This window comes from Mesorhizobium sp. 113-1-2 (assembly GCF_016756475.1).
In the GTDB taxonomy this organism is placed as follows: domain Bacteria; phylum Pseudomonadota; class Alphaproteobacteria; order Rhizobiales; family Rhizobiaceae; genus Mesorhizobium; species Mesorhizobium loti_C.
Genome location: NZ_AP023242.1, coordinates 1,256,628 through 1,280,757, shown reverse-complemented (window position 1 = coordinate 1,280,757; position 24,130 = coordinate 1,256,628). Strand labels below are relative to the sequence as shown.

At 63.5% G+C, this 24,130-nt stretch carries 27 protein-coding genes and 1 tRNA gene; 16 read left to right on the top strand and 12 right to left on the bottom strand.

Annotated features, from left to right (window positions below):
- Positions 1-45: 45 nt before the first annotated feature.
- The 6 genes from JN279_RS06105 (at position 46) to JN279_RS06080 (ending at position 5,325) form a co-directional block, all read left to right on the top strand.
- Positions 46-297 (top strand): hypothetical protein, encoded by a 252-nt coding sequence (locus JN279_RS06105; protein ID WP_202352299.1) that lies wholly within the window; start codon positions 46-48, stop codon positions 295-297.
- Positions 298-310: 13 nt separating this feature from the next.
- Complete coding sequence (gene pdxY, locus JN279_RS06100) at positions 311-1,195, top strand: pyridoxal kinase PdxY (RefSeq protein WP_096451460.1); 885 nt, start codon at positions 311-313, stop codon at positions 1,193-1,195.
- Complete coding sequence (locus JN279_RS06095) at positions 1,192-1,959, top strand: DUF429 domain-containing protein (protein ID WP_202352298.1); 768 nt, start codon at positions 1,192-1,194, stop codon at positions 1,957-1,959. Before pdxY ends, JN279_RS06095 begins: the two co-directional genes overlap by 4 nt.
- 146 nt (positions 1,960-2,105) lie before the next feature.
- On the top strand, positions 2,106-2,750 hold the full coding sequence (locus JN279_RS06090; RefSeq protein ID WP_095204325.1) for a carbonic anhydrase: 645 nt from the start codon (positions 2,106-2,108) through the stop codon (positions 2,748-2,750).
- Positions 2,747-3,181, top strand: a complete 435-nt coding sequence (locus tag JN279_RS06085; protein WP_202352297.1) for a nuclear transport factor 2 family protein — start codon at positions 2,747-2,749, stop codon at positions 3,179-3,181. Before JN279_RS06090 ends, JN279_RS06085 begins: the two co-directional genes overlap by 4 nt.
- Before the next feature lie 89 nt (positions 3,182-3,270).
- Entirely contained in the window at positions 3,271-5,325 is a 2,055-nt protein-coding gene (locus JN279_RS06080) for a M3 family metallopeptidase (RefSeq protein ID WP_202352296.1), read from the top strand.
- A 201-nt stretch (positions 5,326-5,526) separates the two neighbouring features.
- Here the strand turns inward: JN279_RS06080 and JN279_RS06075 are convergent, their stop codons facing one another.
- From JN279_RS06075 to JN279_RS06060, 4 genes are all read right to left on the bottom strand, one after another.
- Entirely contained in the window at positions 5,527-7,002 is a 1,476-nt protein-coding gene (locus JN279_RS06075; protein WP_202352295.1) for a M81 family metallopeptidase, read from the bottom strand.
- A gap of 23 nt (positions 7,003-7,025) precedes the next feature.
- On the bottom strand, positions 7,026-7,850 hold the full coding sequence (locus JN279_RS06070) for a carbohydrate ABC transporter permease (RefSeq protein ID WP_202352294.1): 825 nt from the start codon (positions 7,848-7,850) through the stop codon (positions 7,026-7,028).
- Positions 7,847-8,716 (bottom strand): carbohydrate ABC transporter permease, encoded by an 870-nt coding sequence (locus tag JN279_RS06065; RefSeq protein WP_202352293.1) that lies wholly within the window; start codon positions 8,714-8,716, stop codon positions 7,847-7,849. The genes JN279_RS06070 and JN279_RS06065 overlap by 4 nt, the downstream gene beginning before the upstream one ends.
- A 97-nt stretch (positions 8,717-8,813) precedes the next feature.
- Positions 8,814-10,046: an ABC transporter substrate-binding protein gene (locus JN279_RS06060; RefSeq protein WP_202352292.1), complete on the bottom strand. Its 1,233-nt coding sequence runs from the start codon at positions 10,044-10,046 to the stop codon at positions 8,814-8,816.
- A gap of 181 nt (positions 10,047-10,227) precedes the next feature.
- On the opposite strand from JN279_RS06060, the gene JN279_RS06055 reads away from it, so the two are divergent.
- From JN279_RS06055 to JN279_RS06045, 3 genes are all read left to right on the top strand, one after another.
- The gene (locus JN279_RS06055; RefSeq protein ID WP_202352291.1) at positions 10,228-10,998 is read left to right on the top strand and encodes an SDR family NAD(P)-dependent oxidoreductase; all 771 of its coding nucleotides are present in this window, start codon (positions 10,228-10,230) and stop codon (positions 10,996-10,998) included.
- Between the two features lie 2 nt (positions 10,999-11,000).
- On the top strand, positions 11,001-12,068 hold the full coding sequence (locus JN279_RS06050; protein ID WP_202352290.1) for an ABC transporter ATP-binding protein: 1,068 nt from the start codon (positions 11,001-11,003) through the stop codon (positions 12,066-12,068).
- A 65-nt stretch (positions 12,069-12,133) separates the two neighbouring features.
- The gene (locus tag JN279_RS06045) at positions 12,134-13,015 is read left to right on the top strand and encodes a MurR/RpiR family transcriptional regulator (RefSeq protein ID WP_095204334.1); all 882 of its coding nucleotides are present in this window, start codon (positions 12,134-12,136) and stop codon (positions 13,013-13,015) included.
- 25 nt (positions 13,016-13,040) lie between these two features.
- Here the strand turns inward: JN279_RS06045 and JN279_RS06040 are convergent, their stop codons facing one another.
- Positions 13,041-13,388 (bottom strand): DUF167 family protein, encoded by a 348-nt coding sequence (locus tag JN279_RS06040; RefSeq protein ID WP_202352289.1) that lies wholly within the window; start codon positions 13,386-13,388, stop codon positions 13,041-13,043.
- Positions 13,385-13,687: a YggT family protein gene (locus tag JN279_RS06035; RefSeq protein ID WP_096458128.1), complete on the bottom strand. Its 303-nt coding sequence runs from the start codon at positions 13,685-13,687 to the stop codon at positions 13,385-13,387. Before JN279_RS06035 ends, JN279_RS06040 begins: the two co-directional genes overlap by 4 nt.
- A gap of 163 nt (positions 13,688-13,850) precedes the next feature.
- Between JN279_RS06035 and JN279_RS06030 the strand changes: the two genes are divergently transcribed.
- Positions 13,851-13,926 (top strand) — tRNA-Ala (locus tag JN279_RS06030).
- Positions 13,927-14,068: 142 nt separating this feature from the next.
- Here JN279_RS06030 and JN279_RS06025 read toward each other — a convergent pair.
- Positions 14,069-15,496 (bottom strand): bifunctional serine/threonine-protein kinase/universal stress protein, encoded by a 1,428-nt coding sequence (locus JN279_RS06025; RefSeq protein WP_202352288.1) that lies wholly within the window; start codon positions 15,494-15,496, stop codon positions 14,069-14,071.
- Positions 15,497-15,514: 18 nt separating this feature from the next.
- Entirely contained in the window at positions 15,515-16,255 is a 741-nt protein-coding gene (locus tag JN279_RS06020; RefSeq protein WP_096451484.1) for a metallophosphoesterase family protein, read from the bottom strand.
- A 779-nt stretch (positions 16,256-17,034) separates the two neighbouring features.
- On the opposite strand from JN279_RS06020, the gene JN279_RS06015 reads away from it, so the two are divergent.
- From JN279_RS06015 to JN279_RS05995, 5 genes are all read left to right on the top strand, one after another.
- Positions 17,035-17,784, top strand: coding sequence for a helix-turn-helix domain-containing protein (locus JN279_RS06015; RefSeq protein ID WP_096451488.1), 750 nt, complete (start codon positions 17,035-17,037; stop codon positions 17,782-17,784).
- 412 nt (positions 17,785-18,196) lie between these two features.
- Complete coding sequence (locus tag JN279_RS06010) at positions 18,197-19,255, top strand: SagB/ThcOx family dehydrogenase (protein WP_244734426.1); 1,059 nt, start codon at positions 18,197-18,199, stop codon at positions 19,253-19,255.
- Positions 19,256-19,323: 68 nt separating this feature from the next.
- The gene (locus JN279_RS06005) at positions 19,324-19,569 is read left to right on the top strand and encodes a hypothetical protein (protein WP_096451492.1); all 246 of its coding nucleotides are present in this window, start codon (positions 19,324-19,326) and stop codon (positions 19,567-19,569) included.
- 3 nt (positions 19,570-19,572) lie between these two features.
- Positions 19,573-19,842, top strand: coding sequence for a hypothetical protein (locus JN279_RS06000; protein WP_202352286.1), 270 nt, complete (start codon positions 19,573-19,575; stop codon positions 19,840-19,842).
- Positions 19,839-20,159: a hypothetical protein gene (locus JN279_RS05995; protein WP_202352285.1), complete on the top strand. Its 321-nt coding sequence runs from the start codon at positions 19,839-19,841 to the stop codon at positions 20,157-20,159. The genes JN279_RS06000 and JN279_RS05995 overlap by 4 nt, the downstream gene beginning before the upstream one ends.
- A 57-nt stretch (positions 20,160-20,216) precedes the next feature.
- Here the strand turns inward: JN279_RS05995 and JN279_RS05990 are convergent, their stop codons facing one another.
- The 4 genes from JN279_RS05990 to JN279_RS05975 are packed head-to-tail and all read right to left on the bottom strand — an operon-like array spanning position 20,217 to position 23,474.
- Positions 20,217-21,167, bottom strand: a complete 951-nt coding sequence (locus JN279_RS05990; RefSeq protein WP_202352284.1) for a TonB family protein — start codon at positions 21,165-21,167, stop codon at positions 20,217-20,219.
- Complete coding sequence (gene exbD / locus JN279_RS05985) at positions 21,164-21,631, bottom strand: TonB system transport protein ExbD (RefSeq protein ID WP_202352283.1); 468 nt, start codon at positions 21,629-21,631, stop codon at positions 21,164-21,166. Before exbD ends, JN279_RS05990 begins: the two co-directional genes overlap by 4 nt.
- A 7-nt stretch (positions 21,632-21,638) precedes the next feature.
- Entirely contained in the window at positions 21,639-22,631 is a 993-nt protein-coding gene (exbB, locus tag JN279_RS05980) for a tonB-system energizer ExbB (protein WP_202352282.1), read from the bottom strand.
- 51 nt (positions 22,632-22,682) lie between these two features.
- A complete protein-coding gene (locus JN279_RS05975; RefSeq protein WP_115140035.1) occupies positions 22,683-23,474 on the bottom strand; it encodes an ATP-binding cassette domain-containing protein in 792 nt (263 codons plus the stop codon).
- Positions 23,475-23,549: 75 nt separating this feature from the next.
- Here JN279_RS05975 and JN279_RS05970 point away from each other — a divergent pair, with 75 nt between their 5' ends.
- Positions 23,550-23,726: a hypothetical protein gene (locus tag JN279_RS05970; protein WP_202352281.1), complete on the top strand. Its 177-nt coding sequence runs from the start codon at positions 23,550-23,552 to the stop codon at positions 23,724-23,726.
- The last annotated feature ends 404 nt before the right edge of the window (positions 23,727-24,130 follow it).

Sequence of the window (24,130 nt, the reverse complement as noted above, 5' to 3'; positions counted from 1 at the left end):
GGCCGCACGAACGCGATAAGGTCCGGTCAAAACGGGACATCATCCATGGCAGGGCGCCAGGACAGCGACAGGGAATCACGCCGCATCCTCGAGCGCGTCGCGCAAGAGACCGATCCGGCCGGCACCTCCTTCGTGGCACGGACGACGAAAGGCGTGCGCGACCATGTCGCCGCCGCCGACGCCGACCGCGCGGATCCGATCGAAGTCTGGGGAACGCGCATTGGCAGGATACTAGGCCTGCTTCTGGCGCTGGGCCTGATGGTCTGGCTTGTGCTTTTCCTCACCCGGGGCAGCTAGGAATCAAAAAACAATGAGCGCCGAAAAACCCGACGCGCCGCGTGCGGTCATCGTCATTTCCAGCCATGTCGCCCGTGGCTCGGTCGGCAACCGTGCCGCCGTCTTCGCCCTGGAGACGCTGGGCTTTCCGGTCTGGGCCGTACCCACGGTCATCCTGCCCTGGCATCCCGGCCATGGGCGGGCGACGCGCATCGTGCCGCCACTCGACCAGTTCAAGGCGCTGATGGCCGATCTCGAGCGCGCGCCATGGCTGGGCGAGGTCGGCGCCGTGCTGTCGGGCTATCTCGGCGAAGCCGGCCAGGCCGAGGCCGTCGCTTCGCTGGTCGCCACGGTCAAGGCCAGGACGCCGGACGCCGTCTACATCTGCGATCCGGTCATGGGCGATTCCGGCGGTCTCTATGTGCCCGAGCCCACCGCCGCCGCCATGCGCGACCGGCTGATGCCGATCGCCGACATCGCCACGCCCAACCGCTACGAGCTGGAATGGATGGCCGGCGCGCCGCTGCCCGACCTGAAATCGGTGATTTCGGCAGCACTTCATGCCGGGCCGTCGACGATGCTGGTCACCTCGGCACAGTCGATGATGACCGGCGGCACCGGCAACCTGCTGCTCGACGGCACCCAGGCGCTGCTCGCCGAGCACCGGCTGATCGACAAGCCGCCGAACGGCCTGGGCGACCTGACGGCGGCCGTCTACCTCGCCCGCATCCTCTCCGGCCAGCCGCCAATCAAGGCGCTGCAGTCGACCACGGCGGCGGTCTACGAAATCCTGGCGCGCACGGCCAAACGCGGCGGCGACGAACTGCAGCTCGAAACCGACGCACAGAGCCTGTCGCACCCGATGGCCATGGTGCAGCTGCGCCACCTCACACATCCGGGGCGGGACCGCCGGGCGTGATCTCTGAGGTCGCGCTTGTCGGCGCCGACGGCTGCAAGGCCGGCTGGATCGCGGTGCGGCGCAACCCCGGTTCGACACCCTCGGTCGAAATCTTCGCCAGTTTCGCGGCACTGGTTTCGGCAGTACCGGACGATGCGGTTGTCGCCGTCGACATGCCAATCGGCCTGCCCGAATTTTCCAGCAAAGGCGGACGCGGACCGGAAGCGCTGGTCAGGCCGCTGCTCGGGGCGCGCCAGTCCAGCGTCTTTTCGATCCCGTCGCGCGCCGCGCTTTATGCCGATACCGATGACTTCACCACGGTCGAAGCCTGGTATGCCGCGCATCGCAGGGCAAGCGAGGTGGCCAGGGCCACATCCGACCCGCCGCGCGGCGTTTCGATCCAGGCCTTCGGCATCTTTTCGAAAATCCGCGAAATCGACGCCTTGCTGATCGCGCGGCCCGATCTGCGCGGCCGAATCTTCGAATCGCATCCGGAAGTCGCCTTCTGCCGCCTGAATGGCGATCAGGCGATGCAGTTGCCGAAAAAGATCAAGGGCGCCGTCAATCCGGCCGGCATGGCGGAGCGCAAGACGCTGCTGTGCCGGCACGGCTATGTCATGGACTTCCTCGACCAGCCCCCGCCCCGCGGCGCGGCCGCCGACGATTTCCTCGATGCGGCCGTCATGATGCTGATCGCCGGCCGAATCGCCAGCGGCAAGGCCAGGCCGTTTCCGGATCCGCCGCTCACTGACGGTTTTGGCATACCGGTCGCCATCTGGGCATGACAATATTGGCGGACGTCCCGCTTATGCGCATGGCATTTATAGCTAGCCCCCACAATTCTGCATTGCTCGCGACAGGCTTTTACCGTTAGAGCCTTCTCGACCGCAAAGAGCTGCCGCCTCCAACCCCGGAAAGGCCTTAGCCGCCCATGCCTCATCTCCCCGACCATCTCCTCGCCGGCTACCGCAATTTCATGAATGGCCGCTACCTCACCGAGAGCGGCCGCTATCGCGAGCTCGCCCGCGAGGGGCAGGCCCCGGAGACGATGATCGTCGCCTGTTGCGACTCCCGCTCGGCCCCCGAAGCGATCTTCGACGCCGGGCCAGGTGAACTCTTTGTGCTGCGCAATGTCGGCAATCTGGTGCCGCCCTACGAGCCGGATGGCGAGTTCCATTCGACCTCGGCGGCGCTCGAATTCGCGGTACAGAGCCTGAAGGTCAAGAACATCGTCGTCATGGGCCACGGCCGCTGCGGCGGCATTCGCGCCGCGCTCGACCCCAATGCCGCGCCGCTGTCCCCCGGCGACTTCATCGGCAAATGGATGAGCCTGATCGCTCCGGCTGCCGAAACGGTCTCTTCCAGCACCTTCATGACAGCAACGGAGCGCCAGACAGCACTCGAGCGCATCTCGATCCGCTATTCCATCGCCAACCTCAGGACCTTCCCCTGCGTCTCCATCCTCGAGGGCAAGGGGCGGCTGTCGCTGCATGGAGCCTGGTTCGACATTTCGACCGGCGAACTCTGGGTGATGAACAAGGAGACCGGCGATTTCGAGCGGCCGGTGCTGGAATGAACTGTAAGGCGCGCCATGTGATGAACGTCCGCTCGGTCGTTTTCACGGCGGCCGCCCTGCTGATCGCGATTGTTGCCGCCCGCGCCGATGATGGCGCCGTCATCAGCCGCTGGTATTCGGCGCTGCTGGTCGCCGACCGCACCGAACTCGCCGACCTGCTTGCCGACGACGTCCGCATCAAGCTCGATGACCTCGGCATCGTCCAGAGCAAGCAGGAATTCATCGCCTCGCTCGATGAATGGAAAGGCGCGGTTGCAGGCGCCGCGATCCGGCACCGCATCGAGAAGAGCGAGGGCGGCGTCACCACGGTGATCGCCTGCTACGACTTCCCCGACAATGACATGCTGATGCAGGAAACCTTCGCGGTGACCGACAACCGCATCACCGCCAGCTCGCAAGCGGCCATCGCCGAAAACTGCGAAGCCTATTGAGGCGTATCGGCCAACTGCCATATTGCGGGCCTGCGGCCTGCGCCCTACATCGGTGACATCCCTCCTTGATGCCCAGCGAAAGACCCTCCATGCCCTCTCCGAAAGCCGTCAACCTCGCCGCTCATCCGCTGACCACGTGGCAGGGGCCGCTCGGCCTGCCCGACTTTGCCCATATCGGCGACGACGATTTCTCCCCGGTCTTCGACGCAGCGCTGAAAGCGCATGAGGTCGAGATCGAGGCGATCGCCGGCAACAAGGATGCAGCGACCATCGAGAACACGCTTGAGGCGCTGGAACTCGGCGGCGAAGCGCTCGATCATGTCTCGTCGATCTTCTGGTGTCGGGCCGGCGCCTACACCAACGACGCGATCCAGGCGCTGGAGCGCGACATTTCGCCAAAGATATCGAGACACTTCTCGGCAATCTCGATGAACGAGAAACTCTTTGCCCGCATCGACGACCTCTACCAGCGCCGCGAGAGCCTTGGCCTCGACGCCGAGACCTTGCGGGTGCTGGAGAAGACCTGGAAAGGTTTCGTCCGCTCCGGCGCCAAGCTCGATGCCGAGGGCAAGAAGCGGCTGGCCAAGATCAATGAGGAACTGTCCTCGCTCGGCACGACTTTCGGCCAGAATGTGCTGGCCGACGAGCGCGACTGGGCGCTGTTCCTCGACGTATCAGACCTTGCCGGCCTACCGGATTTCCTGAAAAGTTCGATGGCCGAGGCCGCCGAGATGCGCGGCCAGAAGGGGCGCTACGCCGTCACTTTGTCGCGCTCGATCTACGAGCCGTTCTCGACCTTCTCTGAACGCCGCGACCTGCGAGAGATCGCCTTCAAAGCCTTCACCATGCGCGGCCAGAATGGCGGCGCTTCCGACAACACGTCAGTCGTGCGCGACATGCTGAAACTGCGCGCCGAAAAGGCCAAGCTGCTCGGCTACGCCTCCTTCGCCGCGCTGAAGCTCGACGACACCATGGCGAAGACGCCGAAGGCGGTGCACGACCTGCTCGATCCGGTCTGGGAAAAAGCGCTGGAGAAGGCCGCAGCCGACCAGAAGGAGTTGGAGCGGCTGGCAACGGAGGCCGGCAGCAACGAAAAATTCGCCGCCTGGGACTGGCGCTTCTACCAGGAAAAGCTGCGCGCGGAAAAATTCGCTTTCGACGAGGCGGAGCTGAAACCCTATCTGCAGCTCGACCGCGTCATCGACGCCTGCTTCGATGTCGCGACAAAACTCTTCGGCATCACCTTCGAGGAGAAGAAGGGCATCGTCGCCTGGCACCCCGACGCGCGTGTCTTCGTGGTGAAAAACGCCGATGGCAGCGAGCGCGGCCTGTTCCTCGCCGATTATTTCGCGCGGCCCTCGAAGCGTTCCGGCGCCTGGATGAGCGCGCTGAAGTCCGGTTATAAGCTTGGCCACGGCTCGAAGCCGGTGATCTACAACATCATGAACTTCGCCAAGCCGCCGGCCGGCGAGCCGGCACTGCTGTCGGTCGACGAGGCGAAGACGCTGTTCCACGAATTCGGCCATGCGCTGCACGGCATGCTGACCGACGTCACCTGGCCGTCAGTGTCCGGGACTTCGGTCAGCCGCGATTTCGTCGAACTGCCCTCGCAGCTCTACGAACACTGGCTAACCGTCCCGGCTGTGCTGGAAAAACATGCGCTGCATGTCAAGACCGGCAAGCCGATGCCAAAGGCGCTGCTCGACAAGATGCTGGCCACGCGCACCTTCGGCGCCGGCTTCGCCACGGTCGAATTCACGTCTTCCGCCTTGATGGACATGGCCTATCACGCCCGGCCCGATGCCCCACAGGAACCGCTTCGTTTCGAAGCCGAAACGCTCGATAAGCTCGACATGCCCGACACCATCGCGATGCGCCACCGCACCCCGCATTTCGGCCATGTCTTCTCGGGCGACGGCTATTCGGCCGGCTACTATTCCTACATGTGGTCGGAAGTGCTGGACGCGGATGCCTTCGCCGCCTTCGAGGAGACCGGCGATCCCTTCAACCCGGCACTGGCCGAACGGCTGAGGAAGAACATCTACGCCGCCGGCGGCTCGAAGGACCCGGAAGAGCTCTACACCGCATTTCGCGGCAAGATGCCGTCGCCGGAAGCAATGATGGTGAAGCGCGGGCTGGTGTAGCGCCAGCCTTTCCCTTCTCCCCCTGTGGGAGAAGGTGGATCGGCGCGCAGCGGCGAGACGGATGAGGGGTGTTCCAGCGGAGTGAGGCGTTGGCGAGGAAAGCAGTCATGGCTTTGCGAGCGATGGCGCCAAGCTGGAACACCCCTCATCCGACCTCGCTTCGCGAGGCCACCTTCTCCCACAAGGGGAGAAGGAAGAACCCTACACCTTCCACGGATCCGCCACCCTTGGCCACACCGGCCGCGTCAGCTTCCTGTAGTCCGTCACCGCCGGATTACTAGGATACGAACTCGGCGCGGAGACATAGATGATTTCCGCCGCGATCGGTTCGAAGCCGGCATAAAAATGGTTGGTCGATTTGATCAGCAAGATATCCTTGCTCATCGGATCGACGCCGATATTGGAGAAAATGTCCGGCTCGAAGGTCTGCGTACGGTTGGTGTTGAGGATGATGTCGACCTCGGTGCCTTCGATCCGGATGAGTGCGGTCGGCCCGAGCGTCACCCGGCTCGGCCCGAAACTCTGCCAGCCCTCGACGACGGCCTTCAGCACCTTGACGCGCGCGTCGATCGGCTCGCCAGCCAATGGCCCGGCTTTACCGCCAAAGCGCAGATCGATGACGGCTCCCTCGCCCGCCGCCTGACAGAAGGTCACGGCGATCGGATCCCAGATCGTCGCCACGCCGACATTGTTCAGGCCACGTTCCAGCATGGCGCGCAGCACGACCGTACCGTCGCCGGCAACGCCGCCGCCGGGATTGTCCCAGATGTCGGCTAGCACCACCGGCTTGCCCGGATTTTCGGCGCGAACAGCCAAGGCGCGATCTATGCCGTCCTCGGTGCTCAGCATCGTCATCGCCGTCTTTTCGCGCAAGGCATAGAGCTCGCGTCCCAGCCGCTCCGCCAGCGCGTCACCCTTGGCCTTGTCATTGTCGGTGACGACAAGGATGCGCGTGCCCATTTCCGGCACGTCGGCGGCCATGAAGCCGTGGACGACGGAGACCGACAGCACGCCGTCCTTGCCGTGCAGCGCTTTGATGCGGTCGACGAAGGAGCGCATCGGCTCGCGGCTGGTCGGCAGCACCTGGATCATGCGGCAGTCGAAGGTCGAGATGACAGGTTTGATCTCACCGCGCGCGGCGGCCAGCCCCAGCTCGACGACATGCTCGCCGCGTTCGTAGAAATCAGTGTGCGGGAATTCAAGGAAGTAGGCCATGATATCGGACGCCGCCACGCGCTTTGGCGTCAGATGGCTGTGCGGGTCGAACTCGGAAGCGACCACCACATCCGGTCCGACGATTGCCCGCACACGTTCCAGCAGATCGCCCTCGCAATCGTCATAGCCTTGCGCCACCATGGCACCATGCAAGCCGAGGATAACCGCATCGACCGGCAGCGCCGCCTCGAGCTGGCCGAGAATCTCGTCGCGCAGCGCCTCGAAGGTCTGGCGCTGCACCAGACCGCCGGGCTCGGCCCATGTGGCGGTGCCTTCGATCACGGTCAGGCTTTCTTTCGCCGCACGCCGCCGCAAGGCGACGATCGGCGAGGAGCACAGCGTCGGCGTGTCCGGATGCTTGCCCGGCCCGGCATAGAACGCCATCTCGAACGAGGCCCGGTCGGTCGGCACCGGCGAGAAGGTGTTGGTTTCCGTCGCCAGCGAGGCGGTGAAGATGCGCATACAAGCTCCGTGGAATGCTAAGTCTATTTGACGGCCCCGAGCGCCAGGCCTCGGACCAGGTAGCGCTGCAGCCAGATGAACAGGATCGCCACCGGCAAGGTCGCCAGCAGCGTCGCCGCCATGACGTGATGCCACTCGATCGTGTAGCGGCCGGCGACCAGGGAAAAGACCTGGATCGGCAGCGTGTAGCTTTCCTGGCTGCGCAGCATGGTCAGCGCCACGACGAATTCGTTCCAGGCGTTGATGAAGGTGAAGATCGCCGTCACCGCGATCGCCGGCAGGCAGAGTGGCAGGAACACTTTGCGCAGCGTCAGCCAGCGGCCGGCGCCCTCCATCCAGGCGGCTTCCTCGAGATCGCGCGGAATGGTGTCGAAATAGCTCTGCAGCATCCACACGGTGAAGGCGACGTTGAAGGCCATGTAGATGAAGCCGAGCGCCGTGGTCGATTCGACCAGCCCCCAGGCGGCCATCAGCCGGAACAGGCCGAGCACCAAGACGATCGGCGAGATCATCTGCGAGATCAGCAGGAACTGGCGGAAGGCGCCATAGCCGGCAAAGCGAAAGCGCGACATGGCGTAGGCAGCGGGAACGGAGATGAGGATGGCGCCGACCGTGGCGATGACCGAGACATAAAGCGAATTGGCCAGCGCCTGGCCGAAGCCCGTCGCCACCCACATGTCGGAGAAGTTGGACCAGCGGAACTCGCTCGGCCACCATGTCGGCGACAGCACCTCCTGCCGTGGTTTGACCGCGGTCAGGAACATCACCGCGAAGGGAAAGAGCGTCACCACGATCAGCGGCGCCAAAAGCAGCCAGGCGATGACGGTGCGCTTGAGCTTGCTGGTCATGCGCGCTGCTCCCGCATCGCCAACCGCACATAGATCATGGTGAAGACCAGCAATATGGCGAACATCACCAAGGACACCGCGGAGGCTTCGCCGAGTTTGCCGATGCGGAAAGCGAGCTTGTAGAGGTGGGTGACCAATATGTCGGTCGAGTTGGCCGGGCCGCCCTGCGTCATCACCCAGATGATCGGGAACGAATTGAAGACGTAAATGGTGTTGAGCACGATGGCGATGTTGATGAACGGTTTTAAGAGCGGAAAGGTGATCTCGCGGAACTGCTGCAGCGGCGTCGCCCCTTCGAGCGCCGCCGCCTCGTAGAGATCGTCGGGGATCGACGACAGGCCGCCGAGGAAGATCGTTGTCGTGAACGGCACCGTCACCAATATGCCGATCAGCACCTGCATCGGGAACGCAGTCTCGGCGCTGGCCAGCCACTGGATGTTGTGATCAATCAGGCCAAGCCCGAGCAGCGCCGAATTCAGCATGCCGCTTTCGCCGCTGAGTGCCCAGCGCCAGACCACCGCCGTCATGGTCAGCGACACCGCCCAGGGCAGCATGATGATGACGCGGGCGATGCCGCGGCCATAGAAATCGGTGTTGAGGATCATCGCCACCGGCACCGACAGCAGCAGCGCGCCGCCGACCACCAGCACGGTCCACAGGCCGGTGCGCCAGAGTGCAGCGACGAAGTCGGGATCGGCTGCGAGTGTCGCGAAATTGGTGAGCCCACTGAACTCGCGCAACTGGCCGAAGCGGTTGACGTCATGCGTCGAAATCTGGATCAGGTCCCAGACCGGCCAGAAGATGACGACCGCCGCCAGGAACAGGCTGGGCAAGGTCAGGAGATAGGGCAGGAAACGATTTTGCATCGGCTGACCTGGCTGGCGAATCCAAAATTCGCAACGGCAAGATGTGGCGCGCCCCGCCTGAGTCTGGGGCGCGCCACGGGGCGCAGGGAGATACGCCCTATTTCTTCAGCACGGCATTGGCCTTGGCCGCCGCGTCCTTCAGGCCTGCCTCGGGGTCGCCGCCGAGATAGATCTTCTGCATGGCGTCGGACGTGATCTGGGCGACTTCTTCCCAGCCCGGAATGACCGGCGCGAAGCGGGCGTCGGGCAACAGCGCGGTGAAGGCGGCGAGATCAGCATTGTTGACGTAATAATCCATCTTGGCCTCTTCCTTGTTCACAGGCAGGAAGCCTTCGCCTTGCGTGAACTTGGCGCGCTGCTCCGTGGTGAACAGGAAGTCCATCAGCTTCCAGGCCTCATCCTTGTTCTTGGAGTTCTTGAACATGATCATGGAATCGGTGACGCCATAGGTTCCGCGCGCGCCGGTCGGGCCGGCCGGAATGGCGGCGACGCCATATTTCAGGGTCGGGGCCTCATCCTTGATCTGGTTGGACAGGAAGGGCGCGGTGATCATCATGCCGACCTTGCCCTGCTTGAACAGGTTCTGCACATCCTCGCGGTTGTTGGAGGTGACGCCGGGCTCGGTCAGCCCCTCGTCGATCATCGACTTGTAGAGCTTGGCGGCTTCCAACGCGCCCGGCGTGCCGAGGCCCGACGTGCCGTCCTTGTTGAGGATCTCCGTGCCTTGCGACCACATGGCGTAGTAATAATAGACGTCGGTCTCGATCTCCTTGCCCTGCAGGCCAAAGCCGAATGCGCCGGTTCCCAGCGCCTTGATCTTGCGCGCATCGTCCTGCAACTCGATCCAGGTTGCCGGCGGCTTGGCGATACCGGCCTTCTCGAACAGCTCCTTGTTGTAATACATGGCGCGCGCCGAGGCGGCGATCGGCAGGCCGTAGGTCTTGCCGCCCATGATCGAGGGCGACAGGAAGGTGTCGATGAAGCGGCCTTTGAATTCCGGCGTGATGTAGCCGTCGAGCGGCTCGGCGACATCCTGCTGGACGAAGTCGATCAGCCAGCGTGTGCCGATGATCGACAGATCCGCATTGGTGCCGGCGGTGATGTCCGTGGTCAGTTTCTGCAAAAGCACATCCCACGGCACCACTTCGAACTTGACCGTAATGCCGGGGTTCTTCGCCTCGAACTCCTTCTTGACCGCTTCGAAATACGGACCGGTCTTGGCGCTGTATTCGGCGACGGTGACGCGCACTTCACCTGCATTCGCCTGCGCCGCGAGGGCCAGCATGCTCATTCCGGCCATCAGGCCGACAGTCCATTTGGCAAGGCTCATCTGATCTCTCCCATTGTTCCGTGCATTTGCGCTCCTTGTGCCGATGGCTGGCACAAGATTTATGTGACTTTCCTACATTATCGAGGAATTCAGCGCATGCAAGCGGATTATCATGTTGCTTAATTACATTCCTTTCAGTAGCCTGCCGGCATCTGCCAGACCTGCGGGAGGAGCAAGCGCCGTGGTTTCGAAAGCCGAATTCGAAGGCCGCACTGTCGTCGTCACCGGTGCCGGCGGCGGCCTCGGCTCGGCGATCGTCGCGTTGCTGGCGGGCAGGGGCGCCCGGGTGGTCGGCTGCGACCAGTCGCAGGAGGCGGTGGCAAGCCCGCACCTTGCCTCGCGCCACGTCTTCAACCTTCTCGACCGGGCTTCGATCGAGGCAGGGATCGCCGCCGTGCTGGACAAGGACGGCGCGCCCGACATCCTGATCAACAATGCCGGCTGGACGCGCGCCGAGACGATTTCCGCGCTCAATGCCGACAGAATAGAGCACGAGCTCGACCTCAATCTGACCGGTGTGATGACATTCGCCGACCCTATCGCCAAGGCGATGGCCGCGCGCGGGTCAGGCAGCGTCGTCTTCATCTCCTCCGTCAACGCCATCGCGCATTTCGGCAATCCGGCCTATGCCGCGGCCAAGGCCGGCATCAACGCCTATGCCAAGGCGATCGCCGTCGAGCTTGGCCGCAGCGGCGTGCGCGCCAATGTCGTCTGCCCCGGATCGATCCGCACCGCCGCCTGGGACCATCGCCTCGCCAAGGACCCGGAAATCCTCGGCAAGCTCAAGCGGCTCTATCCGCTCGGCCGCATCGTCAATGCCTCTGAAGTGGCCGAAGCCGTGGCTTTCCTTGCCTCGGAGCGCGCATCGGGCGTAACAGGCGTGGTGATGCCCGTGGATGCGGGGCTGACCGCCGGCTGCCTGCCGTTCATCGACGACATATTGGGAGCGTGACCATGACCGACGTCCTGTTTCGCAACCTGTCGAAATCCTTCGGCCAACACAGGATCCTCGAGAACATCGATCTCGATATCAAGACTGGCGAATTCGTGGTGCTGGTCGGCCCGTCTGGCTGCGGCAAATCCACCTTGTTGCGCATGCTGGCCGGCCTGGAGACGATCAGCTCGGGCGATCTTCTCATCGGCGGCACACGCGCCAACGATTTGCCGCCGCAGCAGCGCAACATCGCCATGGTGTTCCAGTCCTATGCGCTGTTCCCGCATTTGAAGGCCTCGGACAATATCGGCTTCGGCCCGAAGATCCGTGGCGAGAGCCGCGCCGCGATCGACGACAAGGTCAAGAAGGCCTCAGGCGTGCTCAACCTCTTCTCCTATCTCGACCGTTATCCGCGTCAGCTCTCGGGCGGCCAGCGCCAGCGTGTCGCCATGGGCCGCGCCATCGTGCGCGAGCCGTCGGTGTTCCTGTTCGACGAGCCGCTCAGCAATCTCGACGCGCAATTGCGCGTGCAGATGCGCACCGAGATCAAGGCGCTGCACCAGCGGCTGAAATCGACCATCGTCTATGTCACCCACGACCAGATCGAGGCCATGACCATGGCCGACCGCATCGTCGTGATGGATCGCGGCCGAATCCAGCAGGTCGGAGCACCACTCGAACTCTATGACAAGCCGGCCAACAAGTTCGTCGCCGGCTTCCTCGGCTCGCCATCGATGAGCTTTGTCTCCGGGGCCCTCAAGACAACGCCCCAGAAAAGCTGGTTCGAATCGGCGGGTGGCGGGCGGCTTGCGCTTGCCGGCAAGGCAGCATCCGCGGGCAATGCGGTAGAGGCCGGCATTCGGCCCGAGCATTTCATCATCGGTGAAGCCGCCGACGCCATGGCGCTCAAGGTGGATGTCGTCGAGCCGACTGGCTCCGAAACCCATGTCTATGGCGCGATCGGCGCGGATACTGTACGCGCCGTGTTCCGCGATCGGGTACCGGTCAGGCCAGGTGACCTGCTGCCGGTCTCGGTCGATCCCGGCAACATCCATCTGTTCGACAAAGCGACGGGCCTGCCGCTATAAGGCCTACCCCTGCGAAGGCAATGGCATGAAGACGAAGCGACAAACATGATGACGAAAACACGGGCATGAAGACGCCGGCCGACATCATCACGCGGCTGCAGCTGATGTCGCAGGACGGCACCAAATCGGACCGCCGGCTGGCGAGCCTTGTGCTCTCCGATCTCGATTTCGCTTCCAAGGCGGCGATCTCCGAGATTGCCGCGCGCGTCGGTGTCAGCGAACCGACGGTGACCCGCTTCTGCCGCAATCTCGGCTGCGAGGGGCTGCGCGACTTCAAATTCTATCTGGCGCAGGCCATCGCCATCGGCGGCCAGTATCTGTCGCCCGAGCCGCTGAGCCGCGACGCGCGTGAGCAGCGCATCGCCTCGGCCATCACCGAAGCCGCGATCTCGGCCATCCAGCGCGCCAGCGAGAACCTCGACATGACGACGCTGGTCGCCGTCGCCGAGCGGCTTGCGACGTCGGGCAATGTGCTGTGCATCGGTTCCGGCGGCATCTCCTCGATGATGGCGACGGAGATGCAGAACCGGCTGTTCCGGCTCGGCCTGCCGGTGCTGGCGCAGATCGACGGCCAGTTGCAGCGCATGTACGCCGCCGTCGCCACTCCGGACACAACCGTGGTCGCTTTTTCGGTGTCCGGCTATGCCCGCTCGGTCATCGAGGCGGTGCAGGTCGCCCAGCAATACGGCGCCACCACGGTCGCCATCACCGCACCCGATTCGGCGCTGGCCAAGGCCGCAGACACGGTCATCCATTTGCAGCCGCTCGAGGACGGCAACATCTACAAGCCGACATCGTCGCGCTACGCGCTGCTGGCAATCGTCGACATGATCGTGACATCGGTTGCCGAGACGCGCGGCCCGAAGGTGCTGGAGAATTTGCGCCGCATCAAGCAGAGCGTGAACACGCTGAAGGTTGATGATCCACGGCTGCCGCTGGGGGATTGAGTGCGACCGGGGTGATTGCGCCGAGCTAAGGCCCCCTCGGCAAACCGGGCTTCGGGCCGAGCGCCTCAACCCGCGGCGCCAGCGCCTCCGGATCACCCGCGACATGCAGCGTCTTGAGCCGCGCCGTGCCACCCGCGACCACCGAAACAGCCGACGCCGGCACACCCAGCGCCTTGGCGACCAACTTCTCCAGCGCTTGATTGGCGGCGCCGTTCTCCGGCACGGCACGGACCCGCGCCTTGAAATGGCTTCGCCCGTCCGCCGATGTTTCGACGCCTTCCAACCTGTCCACGGAAGATTTTGGCGTCAGCCGCACGAACAGATCGATGCCGTTCTCGCGGGTACGAAAGCATGAACTGGCGGCGGAGCTCACATCGGGCCGATGCCAAACAGCGGCTGGACGGTGTAATTCAAGAACACGCTGATGAATGTTAGCGCCAGCAGCAGGACGATCGGCGAGATATCGACCCCGCCGAGATCGGGCAGGAACCGGCGGATCGGCCGTAACGCCGGCTCGGTCAGCCGATATAGCATGGTACCGATCGAATTGACGGCCTGGTTGCGCGAATTGACAACGTTGAACGCGTAGAGCCAGGAGAAGATGGCCGCGCCGATTATGATCCACCAATAGATGTTGATTGCGGTATGCAGCGTGTAAAAAACTGCGATCATCTCTTGCTCCTTGCGAATGCGCGACATGTAGCCACTGCCGGCCCGACCGGCAAGGGCCGGCCATGTTCCGCACGGCAGGCGGCGATTGGTGAGGGGGAAATTTCGGCAAAACGCCGCCTTGACAGAAATCCGCCGCGCCCGATAAATGCGCCATCCGTTGGACGGGGCTGTAGCTCAGCTGGGAGAGCGCGTCGTTCGCAATGACGAGGTCAGGAGTTCGATCCTCCTCAGCTCCACCATCGGATCATCTCGAAGTTTTGGTTGTCTCTGACAGATAGGGCCGCCCGCGCACAGGGCAAGGCGTGCTCGATTGGCACCGCATCCTGACGCCTGTTCATTGATCTTGTCGCGCGCGCTACCCAATTCCCGGGCACGACAGGTTCACTCGGCAGTATCCTCCTTGTGGTGCCGTCCCTGTTCCTCGACCGCTTTCAACCGCACGACTGAAACCGAACAAAAGGCCCGCGCCACGACTTTGGTCGAGACGCTGCCAAGGTGCCGGCGAATTGCCGAGGAAGACCGGGCACCGACGACGATATGTCCGACGTCGTTGTGCTCGGCATAGTTGAGGATCGCATCGGCGGGGCTGACAGCCTCCAGCACGTGATAGCTGATGCGGTCCTCCGGCATATGCAGCGGATGCGCCCAGTCCTTCAATGCCACGAGCCGCTTCACGTAGGCCGAGCTTCCTGATTCGTCAGTCGCCGGCGTGTCGCCGATGATCTCGGTCTTCAGCACAGTCACGCAGGCCAGCCAGGAATCCTCCCTCGACGCTAGCACACGCGCGGTTTCATTCAGTACCTCGCGTGCCAGCGCATCGCTTCCGTTGGCCAGATCGACGGCGGCGAGGACAATTGATGGCCCAGCTTGCCCCCTCGGACCTGCCGGTCTTCCCACAAGCGATTTGTCGTCCACCTTGCGAAACAGATTGGCGATCGCGGCCCACATCCCCTTCTCCGGGCGCGCGCGCCCCTTGGCCACCACGACCTGGTCGGGGTTCCGGAGATCGGAGAGGACATGCGCCGCCTCGCTATATCGCCGAGACCTGTCCACCTCCATGCACCGCAGGATGATGGCCTCCAGCCAGCGTGGGATGGCGTCGTTGATGTCTCGCGGCGGCCTGGGGGCATGATAAAGCCTGCGCTTCATGCCGGCGAAAGTCGCCGGACGTCCGAACGGCTCTTCGCCGGTAGCCAGTTGATAGAGGATGCAGCCCAGCGCAAACAGGTCGCTTGCCGGATCGGATCTCTCGCCGAGCACCTGTTCAGGTGAGATATAGGCGGCGGTGCCCATCGGCACGGAGCTTTCCGCGCCGAGAAGATCGGGGAGCTCCGCGTGCCGGGCGAGCCCGAAGTCGAGCAGCACCACGCCGCGCGTGGCAAGGATGATGTTCTCGGGCTTGAGATCGAGGTGAACCACCTTCTGCCGATGCAGGGCGGCGAGCGCCTTGGCGATCTCGACCCCGAACCTTGTCACCTCGTCCGCTGGCCGTGGCGCATTGCCGATCTCGTCCGCCAGGCTCCTCCCGGTCACGAACTCCATCGCTATGTAGGGAACGTCGGCGAGGCTGCCGGATGCGGCGAAGCGCGGAACATGCGGCCCCGTCAGGCGCTTGAGGATCAGCTCTTCCGTCTCGAAGCCGAGAATGACGGAAACATCGGCACCCGGATCGAGAAAGGGGATTTTCAGCACAAGCGGGAAATCAAACCGCGGATTGGTCGCCCGCCAGACTCCCGCCATGCCACCGGACGGAAGCCTTTCCACCAACTCGAAACCATCGATCTCCGTCCCTGCTTCAAAGCGCTGCATCGATCGTCTCCAGCAAAACTAGCGGCCGATCTTCAACCGCATGCCGAGCCACGCCGGCAGACCGGCGACCTTGATCTTGCGTTCCGTCTCTTCGTGATCATAGGGAACCCGCACCATGGTGACCTCGCGTCGATCCGTATCGACAACAGCAAAGCACGCCGCCGGATTGCCGTCGCGGGGTTGGCCGACCGCGCCGACGATCACCACATGCCGCGCAAGAGCGGACAAAGGCGCCGCCACATTGTCCAACGGCTGAAAATGGATCGGCCGGCGGCCGGGCAGCGCATAGTAGACGGCTGGCATGTGGGTGTGGCCGCAGAAAATGAAACGAGCGTCGCTTGAAGACAGGCAGCGTTCCGCCGCGTCGACGTCGCGTATGTAAAGCCATTTTGCCGGCCGCTCCGCGCTGGCGTGCACATACAGTCGGTCTTCGGATTGCAGCGAAAGTGGCAGCCGCGCCAGGAAATCGAAATGCGCTGGTGCGAGGCGCTCGCGGGTCCACTGGACGGCGAACCGTGCGTTCTCGGTCATGTCGGTCCGGTTCAGCACCACGGCCTCGTCGTGGTTGCCAAGAACGCAAAGCGCGCCCTGAGCAATCAGGCCAGCAGCTTTCTCGACCACATGGACGGGATCAGGCCCATAACCAACCAGGTCGCCCAAGAGTACCAGCTGGTCTGGCCCAACCTTGTGCACAGCATCGAGCACCGCGTCTAGCGCCTCACGATTGGCATGGATGTCGGACAGGATCGCGACGCGCATTCGACATAATTCCGACGACGGGCAACCATCGCAAGGCACTTGCCACGAATGATTTGATCCGGCTCAGTATCACCATGCTCGCCGCCAGGCTGGAAAACCAGACCCCGGCCACGAGGCTGCCCACCTATTGCACATTGCGGACGATCCAGGCCAAGAGGCCTTTGTCTATGCGAGGGATGCCGGCGCGCTGCCTGATCAACTCGGCGGCATACTCTTCCCGTGACTGCCTGGATACGAACCCCTGTTCGACCGCCGTCTTATAGGCCGCCCGCAAGGCATGAAAATCCTTCGTACACAGAAGCGGTCTTGAATCCCCTTTTCCCATATGGATCAATCTTACGACGGACGTGGGTAGCCCCAGCCCTCGACCAACCCTAGCGTCATCACGACGCGAAACCTTTGACTTGAATCAAGCTCGGCCAGCCGGGGAGGCGGTAATGTCCTGCATCAACCGTCGCTCTGTGGAGGGCAGGCGTCTGGTGGCTTCATGCGCTACGGCGTTTGCCGCCGCGATCGCACGATATTTCGTGCGGCAACGTCCATCGAATCAGGATCAATGGTTCTGCGCCTGGCGCATTGAGCAAAGGGGCGTCAATTGGACTTATGGCGATGGCCGCTGCCGGAATCGGCGCTATTTTTTTTGAAAGCCATCCCATTAGACTGGCGTTCTCAAATCAGTTTTTTCTGTGTGTTGTGACAAGGCGTTTCGGCGGGGGCGACCGAAGGCGCTATATGGATTCCTGAGTCGAAATGAAGAATTCGCCTGTGAAAGCAAAGACGTGTCCATTCGCGAGAACCTCGCTGCAAATCTCAGACGGCTCTGCAAGGACCATGCCTCCGTTAGCGCGGTATGCCGTGAGTTGGGTATCAACCGCACGCAGTTCGAGCGTTACCTGCAGGGGCAGACCGTACCGAACAAGGCCACTGCCAAGCTGATCTGCGACTACTTCCGCATCGACGAAGCGGAACTCTACCAGGACCCTGGTGCCCCCGAGCCCAGGGACCCCGGCCTGCCGCCGATTTCCGAAAGCCTGTTCAACCAGATGATCCGCCCACCCGCGCCATCGATCGCGGGCGGCACCTATTTCACCTACTTTTCGATCCCGGCCCGTTCCGACCTCTTGATGCGGTCGGTGACCTTCGTGCGGCGCGAAGCCGAACTGGTCACATTCCGCCGGGTGACCGGATGGTCAGAGCGCCGTGGCTCCACATGGGCGCGGGCGCGCGGCAACCACTATGGCGTGGCGATCTCGCGCCTGAACTGGATCTATTTCAGCGGCGTCAACCGACGCCAGACCGGCGAACCCTCGCTGATCTCCGTGCAGTGGGCGCCCATCTCCGAACCGGTGCTGATGGGCAAGGCCATGCTTCTGACCGAGGCTGGACCGGCATTCGTATCGGTCATCATGCGGCAGGATATGTCCGGTATCCGGCCACGACATGCGATCCGCATGGCGCATGTCATCAAGCTTGACGATCCGAGCATCGATCAGCTCGTCGTCAGCCTTGCCCGGGACGGGTTGGGCTAGCTGTCCGGTTACGCTAAATAAGAATAAGAATATCCCGAAAAAGCGTATGCTAGCGACTGCCTACTCCATATCTGAGCAAAATCGATATTTTAGACTTTAACGCCAAGAAAGATATTTTAGACCACGTTGTCTTTACTACAATTTTAACAAACCATTAACTCTTTCGACCTTACCTTTCTTCACGCAGATCCCGCTGTGGGGATCTTTCAACAGATCCCACTGGGGGGTCGGGAAAGGGACGAAAATGGCCAAAAAAGTGAACAATGCCCCGAAGCTGACGGTCGCCGCAGGCACGCAGACCGTCTTCTTCTCGCAGGGCATGCACTACAACAAGCGCTGAAGTCGTTCGGCGCCGATCGGCTCTTCGCTTGTCGGCGCCTCACATTCGCAAACGGCATTCAGCAACATGAAAATGCGCTCTTCAAAAACGCTTGTTTTCTATCCCGGGACCAACAAGGTCACGGCCTGCAACTTCCTGACCAGAAGCGTCTTCGAATGCAGCCCCGAGGTGATCGGCCTTCTTGCATCCTGGGACGAATGGGCCTCCACAGCGGAAATCGCACGCACCCACGGATGGTCGAAATCCGACCTCAATGCCGTCGTCCCGCAGTTGCTTGATTTTTCCGCACTGGTCACCGCCGGTTCGCCGCTGGCCGAACAGGAAACGAAATTCTCAGGACAGTGGAACTGGGGCATCCCGACCGCGCTGATGCATTTCTGCGTCCAGGACTCGGAGTTCATGACCATTGAACAGGCCGAGGCACGCCAGATCGAACGCGCCGGTCACGTCGCTCAGCCCGACCTCCTGCTCAAGAACGCCACGGGTGCCATCCGGCTGCCGAACGCACTCGACGACAACGAACTTCTGAGCCTGATGGCGCGGCGCCGCACCAACCGCACCGCGGCCGCGCCCACCATCACCGCGCAGCAGCTTTCCGACTGCCTGTTCGCCGGCATGGGTATCACCGGCGAAACCAGCAACTGCGTCGGGGCCCTGCCGCTTGGCATGACCCCTTCGGGCGGCGCGCGGAACCCCTATGAGGCCTATGTGGTTGCGCTTGGCGTCGAGGGTCTGGAGCCCGGCGTCTATCATTATTCGGCCGCCGATCACGACCTCGGCAGGATCTCGGCCAACCATCTGCCGAAGATATCCGAGCTGGTCGGCGGGCAGGAATGGGCTGACGCCATGCCGTGCCTGATCCTGCTTTGCGCCAGGCTCGACCGCACCATGTGGAAATATGAGGATGCCAACGCCTATCGCGTCGTGCTGATCGAGGCCGGCCATATCGGTCAGAACATGATGCTGGCGGCGACCAGGCATGGCCTGTCGGCCTGCCCGACGGCAGCGCTCAGCCATTCGGCGATCAAGCGCCTTCTCGGCCTCGACCGCCTCACCGATGCACCCATCTACGCGTTGACACTCTCGACCCCGGAACCAAGCCCGCATTCGGCGGGTCAGTCGATTAATTAGCCGTTTTATTATGTCTGTTGTAGCCGGTACGCGTTCCCTGAGTTCCACCCAGATGACAGGAGAGGCACGTGGCAAATCAGTCCCTACGTCAGTCAGAGATCGATAGCCTTCAATACATCGCGACGATGAGCAATGAGCTGGTGCAGATGGCTGAAGCAAGCCGTTTTCCCATGATCTCTTATCTGCTCGGCATGGCCTATGCCGAAGCCTTCGATGTCCTGCGCGGCGCGCGGCCGGCAAGGCATGCCCAGCTCAGCGGCAACCCGATGCATTCCAAGCCGAAGGAAAACCACGCTCAGCCAAGGAGGGCGTAGCGGATGCAGCCGTCAGCCATGTGCGCGCCGGCGGGCTCTTCGCCGAACCGGTGGGAGACGCTGTGTGCGCTGCAAAGCCTGTTGCCGCTCCTGAAAAAGGCCGCCGCCGACCTTGACCGGCCCGACATGGTCTACTGGTTCGCGCAGGCCGACGCCGGGCTTGCCAACATCATCAGGGGCCGGCCATCCGATGCCGAGGCGATCCCCGCCTTGATCGCCCGCAGCCCGCAAATGGACTTTATGCATAAAGATTTGAGGGGGCCCCACCAATGAACATGATCGCACCCATCAGGAGCGCCGACGCCAGGGACAGCGTCTTTGGCCGGCTCCAGGCCCTGATCGCCAGCCGGCCGGCATCGCCGGATGCCGCACGCGTCGAGGCCCGGCAACTGATTTCCCTGGCGATGGCCGACACCTGGCAGGCCGACAGCCTGTGGGGCGCGGCGGACGCCTTTCACGCCCATTTCGATTTCATGATGCAGACCATTGGGATCGATGGCGCCGACGATCCGAACCTCAGGATCCTGCGCACGAAATGCCGCTTCTACCTGGAGCAGGTCGAAGCCCTGTGCCAGTCAATGAGCCACTGACTGCGGTTCTTACGGAGGTCGCACGCTACCAGTATTTGGTCGCGCCAAGCCCTTGCTCTAATTCCGCAAATTGAACACGAACGGCGCCGTGCGGCTGACGCGCGCGCCGAGTTCCGGCGGCGGTGCCGGCACCGTTGCGCCCTGCAGCACGGCGAGCGCGGCGCGGTCGAGGTCAGGATCGCCCGAAGAACGGGCCACGCGGGCCGACATCACCCTGCCGGATGCATCCACCGTGAAGGTCACGTTCACATTGCCCTGCGCGCCCCTGGATTTCGCGGCACTTGGATAACGCTTGTGCCGATTGATCCATACCGTCAGCCGGGATTCCCACTTGGCCGGGCTGACGCCTGAAACCCCGGCCGCCGATTTCGGCGCGGCCGCCCTGGCCGCCGGCTTTGTCTCGGCGCTTGCGGTGGCAACGGTCTTTGCCGGCTCGGCCTCTTCCTTCTTTGGCCGCGGCTTGGGCTTTTCGACCGGCTTTTTCGCCTTGGCCTGGACCGGTTTCTTTTCCTTGGGCTCCTCAACCGGCTTTGGCTGCGGCAGCGGAACGACGACCTCTGGCGTCAGGGCCTCGGCGATGTCGGGAATGACCGCATCCGGCGGCGGCTGGCCGACCGGTTCGGCCTCGGCTGTCTCGGTCGGCTCGGTCTTGTCGGGCGGCACCGTTTCCGGTTGCTCGACGGTCGGCTCGGCCTGTTCGGCGACTTTCTCGGGCTTGGCCTCAGTGACCTTTTCGGTCTCCTCGACGGGTTTGGTCTGGTCGGGCATCGCCGCATCCAGCATCGCGGCCTGTACGGGCACCGCCGGCGTCACCACCATCGGCGCCATTTCGATCACCGGGGCCGGCGGCGGCCCGCCATCCATCTCGATCGGACTGAAGCTCTGCACCGCATAGGCGACCGCGACATGGGCGCCAAGCACCAGCACCGCCGCACCCGTCCACAAGCCAAGATCGCGCCAGCCGAAGCGCGACAACTGCATCGTGGGCAAGGCGGCGGACTGTCTCATGGCGCGGCCGTTCCCGCTGGAGCGGGTGCCGGTGCATCGGCCGCGGGCGCCGTCTCCAGCCCGACCAGTGCGATCTTCAGATAGCCGGCGCCGCGCAGCAGGTTCATCGCCTCCATCAGGTCGCCATAGGCGACCGCCTTGTCGGCGCGCAGGAAGATTCGCGTCTGCTTGTCGCCCTTGGTCTTGGCTTCCAGCGTCGCCGCGAAGGCCGGACGCGGCACGCTGTCGTTGCCGATCGCCAGCGTAAGATCATCCTTCAAGGTCAGGAACAGCGGCGTTTCGGGCCGGGGCGCCGGCGTCGCGGTCGAGCCCGGCAAGTCGACATTGACGTCCACCGTCGCCAGCGGTGCGGCGACCATGAAGATGATCAGCAGCACTAGGATGACGTCGATGAAGGGCGTGACGTTGATCTCGTGGCTCTCCTCGAGATCGTCGTCCATGGTCTGTCGGATTCTGCTTCCCATGGCGTCGCTACTCCGCCGCCAGCGCCGTCGCCGGCGCGACCGTGCGGAAATCCAGGTCACGGCTGACCAGCCTCTCGACGCCCGCCGAGGCATCGGCGAGTATCTGCCGGTAGCCGGCAATCGAGCGGGCGAAGACGTTGTAGATGACGACGGCCGGGATCGCCGCGACAAGACCCATCGCAGTGGCCAGCAGCGCTTCGGCGATGCCGGGCGCGACCACGGCCAGATTGGTGGTCTGCGCCTGCGAAATGCCGATGAAGGCGTTCATGATGCCCCAAACCGTGCCGAACAGGCCGACGAAGGGTGCCGTGGAACCGATCGTCGCCAGCATGCCGGTGCCGCGTGACATGCGCCGCGACGCTGCCGCCTCGATGCGCGACAGGCGCGAAGAGACCCTTTCCTTCAGCCCGTCGCCACCGACATGGTCGAGCGCCCCGGCCGAAAGCGCGGTCTCTTCCTCGGCCGCCCGCACCAGAAGCGCGCCGGGGCCGCCGCTACGGTCGAGCGCGCGGCTGGCCTGCTTCAAGGTGGCGGCCTCGCCGATCGCGCGGACGGCACGGCTGATGCGCAGCTTGCCGCCGAAAATCTCCAGCGATTTGGCCAGCCATATCGTCCAGGTGACAAGCGAGGCGAAGGCCAGTCCGACCATCACCGCTTTCACGATGATGTCGGCGGCCATGAACATGCCCCATGGCGACAGATCGTGCGGCAGGCTCAGCTCCATCGCCCCCGCGGGCGCGGCCCCGGTCGGTGCCGCCGGCGCCATGGTGGCCGGTGCTGCAGCCGCCGGTGTGGCAGGCGCTGGTGTGGCAGGCGCTGGTGTAGAGGGTGCCGGTGCGACAGGCGCTGGTGCGAGTGGAGCAGCAGGTGCCATCGCTGTGGGCGCGGCGGGTGCCTCGACTGCCGGGGCAGCGCCAGCCGGCTGTTCCTGGGCCGTGGCGCTGCCGCCTGCCAGGATGACGGATGCGACCAACGCCGCCAACAAACTGGTTCTAGACAACAGCTTCTTCCTTGTTCTGACAGCGGCCAGCCGCTTTCCGTTTCCTGCCGCCTACTGCACATAGCCGACGGGTTGGCCGGTGACGGGATGCGCGAACACGCCCATCTCCACGCCGAAAATGCCTTTCAGCACGTCGCCCCGCATGATTTCGCCCGGTGTGCCGCGGGTCAGCAGCTTGCCGTCCTTCAGCGCGATCAGCTCGTCGCAATAGCGCGCCGCCATGTTGGGATCGTGCAGCACGACGACGACGCACAGGTCGCGTTTGCGGCTGAGTTCCTTGACCAGCCCCAGCACCTCGACCTGATGGGCGATGTCGAGTGCTGAGATCGGCTCGTCGAGCAACATGACGCCGGCATTCTGCGCCACCAGCATGGCAAGCCAGGCGCGCTGGCGCTCGCCGCCGGACAATTCATCGACCAGCCGGTCGGCAAAACCGTCCATGTCGGTCAGCGCAAGCGCCTCCTCGACATGGCGCCTGTCTTCCGCGCTGAAGCGGCCGAGCGCGCCATGCCAGGGATAGCGCCCGAGCGTCGCCAGTTCGCGCACGGTGAGGCCGGTTGCGGCCGGCGTCGTCTGCGGCAGATAGGCGAGCGCGCGGGCGAGCTCACGGGCGCCCCATTGCGGCAGCGGCCGTTTGGCGAAAGTGATGGCGCCCGAGCTTGCCGGCTGCTGGCGGGCCAAAAGCTTGATCAGCGTCGACTTGCCCGAACCATTGTGACCGATCAGCCCGTAGACGCGCGAGCGTTGCAGTTCGAGCGAAACCGGACCGAGCAGCGTCCGCTCGCCGACGGCAAACCGCACCGCGTCGATATGAAAGGCCGTCTCGGCTCCAGCCACGGTCATGGTTCTTCTCCGGTGCGGCCGCCCGCATTTCCAATTTCTGGCCTCGGCGGTCCGATGCCCGGTTGACTATGAAACATGACCTTACTAGTCAACATTGAAGATGACTGCAACAATCAACAAATCGTCGTGGCAGTCAATATCGCGGCGAAATTCGCAAAGGCGGGGGCGCAGCGGATGATCACTGGACGGGAACCGATCTGGCGGAGTGAACCTGTGCGCAAGGGCCTGCTGATCGCAACGACACGCCGCTGATCGAGACGCCGCAGTCGATCTCGGTGATCACCCAGGACTAGATCGAGGCGCAGGCGATTGACAATCTCGGCGGCGTCCTGCGCTACACGCCCGGCGCCACCGGCGATCTCTACGGCACCGACAATCGCGGCCTCGGCCTGCTACTGCGCGGCATTTCGAACGCCAATGAACCTAAAATCAGCTTTTGCTCTTATGTGCGGGTTTCAAGGCTTGGATGCAGGAACTATCAGAATTCAGGACATTTCAGTTTCGGCAATGTCTAGGGGTCGGCGAGAGGTTTCCACCTGCGATAGAATAGCTGGCATCAAACGGCACATGCTGCCGCGTGGCATGCCTCGCCCCAAAGCCCGCCAGCGGAGCCAGCGGGCTTGAGTATGAGGTGTCCATATCAGGGTCAGCTTAGA

Bases quoted from the DNA above. Each gene is read 5' to 3' on its own strand.
- JN279_RS06105 (WP_202352299.1), top strand. From the start codon at position 46: ATGGCAGGGCGCCAGGACAGCGACAGGGAATCACGCCGCATCCTCGAG.
- pdxY (WP_096451460.1), top strand. From the start codon at position 311: ATGAGCGCCGAAAAACCCGACGCGCCGCGTGCGGTCATCGTCATTTCC.
- JN279_RS06090 (WP_095204325.1), top strand. From the start codon at position 2,106: ATGCCTCATCTCCCCGACCATCTCCTCGCCGGCTACCGCAATTTCATG.
- JN279_RS06085 (WP_202352297.1), top strand. From the start codon at position 2,747: ATGAACTGTAAGGCGCGCCATGTGATGAACGTCCGCTCGGTCGTTTTC.
- JN279_RS06080 (WP_202352296.1), top strand. From the start codon at position 3,271: ATGCCCTCTCCGAAAGCCGTCAACCTCGCCGCTCATCCGCTGACCACG.
- JN279_RS06075 (WP_202352295.1), bottom strand. From the start codon at position 7,002: ATGCGCATCTTCACCGCCTCGCTGGCGACGGAAACCAACACCTTCTCG.
- JN279_RS06070 (WP_202352294.1), bottom strand. From the start codon at position 7,850: ATGACCAGCAAGCTCAAGCGCACCGTCATCGCCTGGCTGCTTTTGGCG.
- JN279_RS06065 (WP_202352293.1), bottom strand. From the start codon at position 8,716: ATGCAAAATCGTTTCCTGCCCTATCTCCTGACCTTGCCCAGCCTGTTC.
- JN279_RS06060 (WP_202352292.1), bottom strand. From the start codon at position 10,046: ATGAGCCTTGCCAAATGGACTGTCGGCCTGATGGCCGGAATGAGCATG.
- JN279_RS06050 (WP_202352290.1), top strand. From the start codon at position 11,001: ATGACCGACGTCCTGTTTCGCAACCTGTCGAAATCCTTCGGCCAACAC.
- JN279_RS06045 (WP_095204334.1), top strand. From the start codon at position 12,134: ATGAAGACGCCGGCCGACATCATCACGCGGCTGCAGCTGATGTCGCAG.
- JN279_RS06035 (WP_096458128.1), bottom strand. From the start codon at position 13,687: ATGATCGCAGTTTTTTACACGCTGCATACCGCAATCAACATCTATTGG.
- JN279_RS06025 (WP_202352288.1), bottom strand. From the start codon at position 15,496: ATGCAGCGCTTTGAAGCAGGGACGGAGATCGATGGTTTCGAGTTGGTG.
- JN279_RS06020 (WP_096451484.1), bottom strand. From the start codon at position 16,255: ATGCGCGTCGCGATCCTGTCCGACATCCATGCCAATCGTGAGGCGCTA.
- JN279_RS06010 (WP_244734426.1), top strand. From the start codon at position 18,197: ATGCGCTCTTCAAAAACGCTTGTTTTCTATCCCGGGACCAACAAGGTC.
- JN279_RS06000 (WP_202352286.1), top strand. From the start codon at position 19,573: ATGCAGCCGTCAGCCATGTGCGCGCCGGCGGGCTCTTCGCCGAACCGG.
- JN279_RS05995 (WP_202352285.1), top strand. From the start codon at position 19,839: ATGAACATGATCGCACCCATCAGGAGCGCCGACGCCAGGGACAGCGTC.
- JN279_RS05990 (WP_202352284.1), bottom strand. From the start codon at position 21,167: ATGAGACAGTCCGCCGCCTTGCCCACGATGCAGTTGTCGCGCTTCGGC.
- exbD (WP_202352283.1), bottom strand. From the start codon at position 21,631: ATGGGAAGCAGAATCCGACAGACCATGGACGACGATCTCGAGGAGAGC.
- JN279_RS05975 (WP_115140035.1), bottom strand. From the start codon at position 23,474: ATGACCGTGGCTGGAGCCGAGACGGCCTTTCATATCGACGCGGTGCGG.
- JN279_RS05970 (WP_202352281.1), top strand. From the start codon at position 23,550: ATGACCTTACTAGTCAACATTGAAGATGACTGCAACAATCAACAAATC.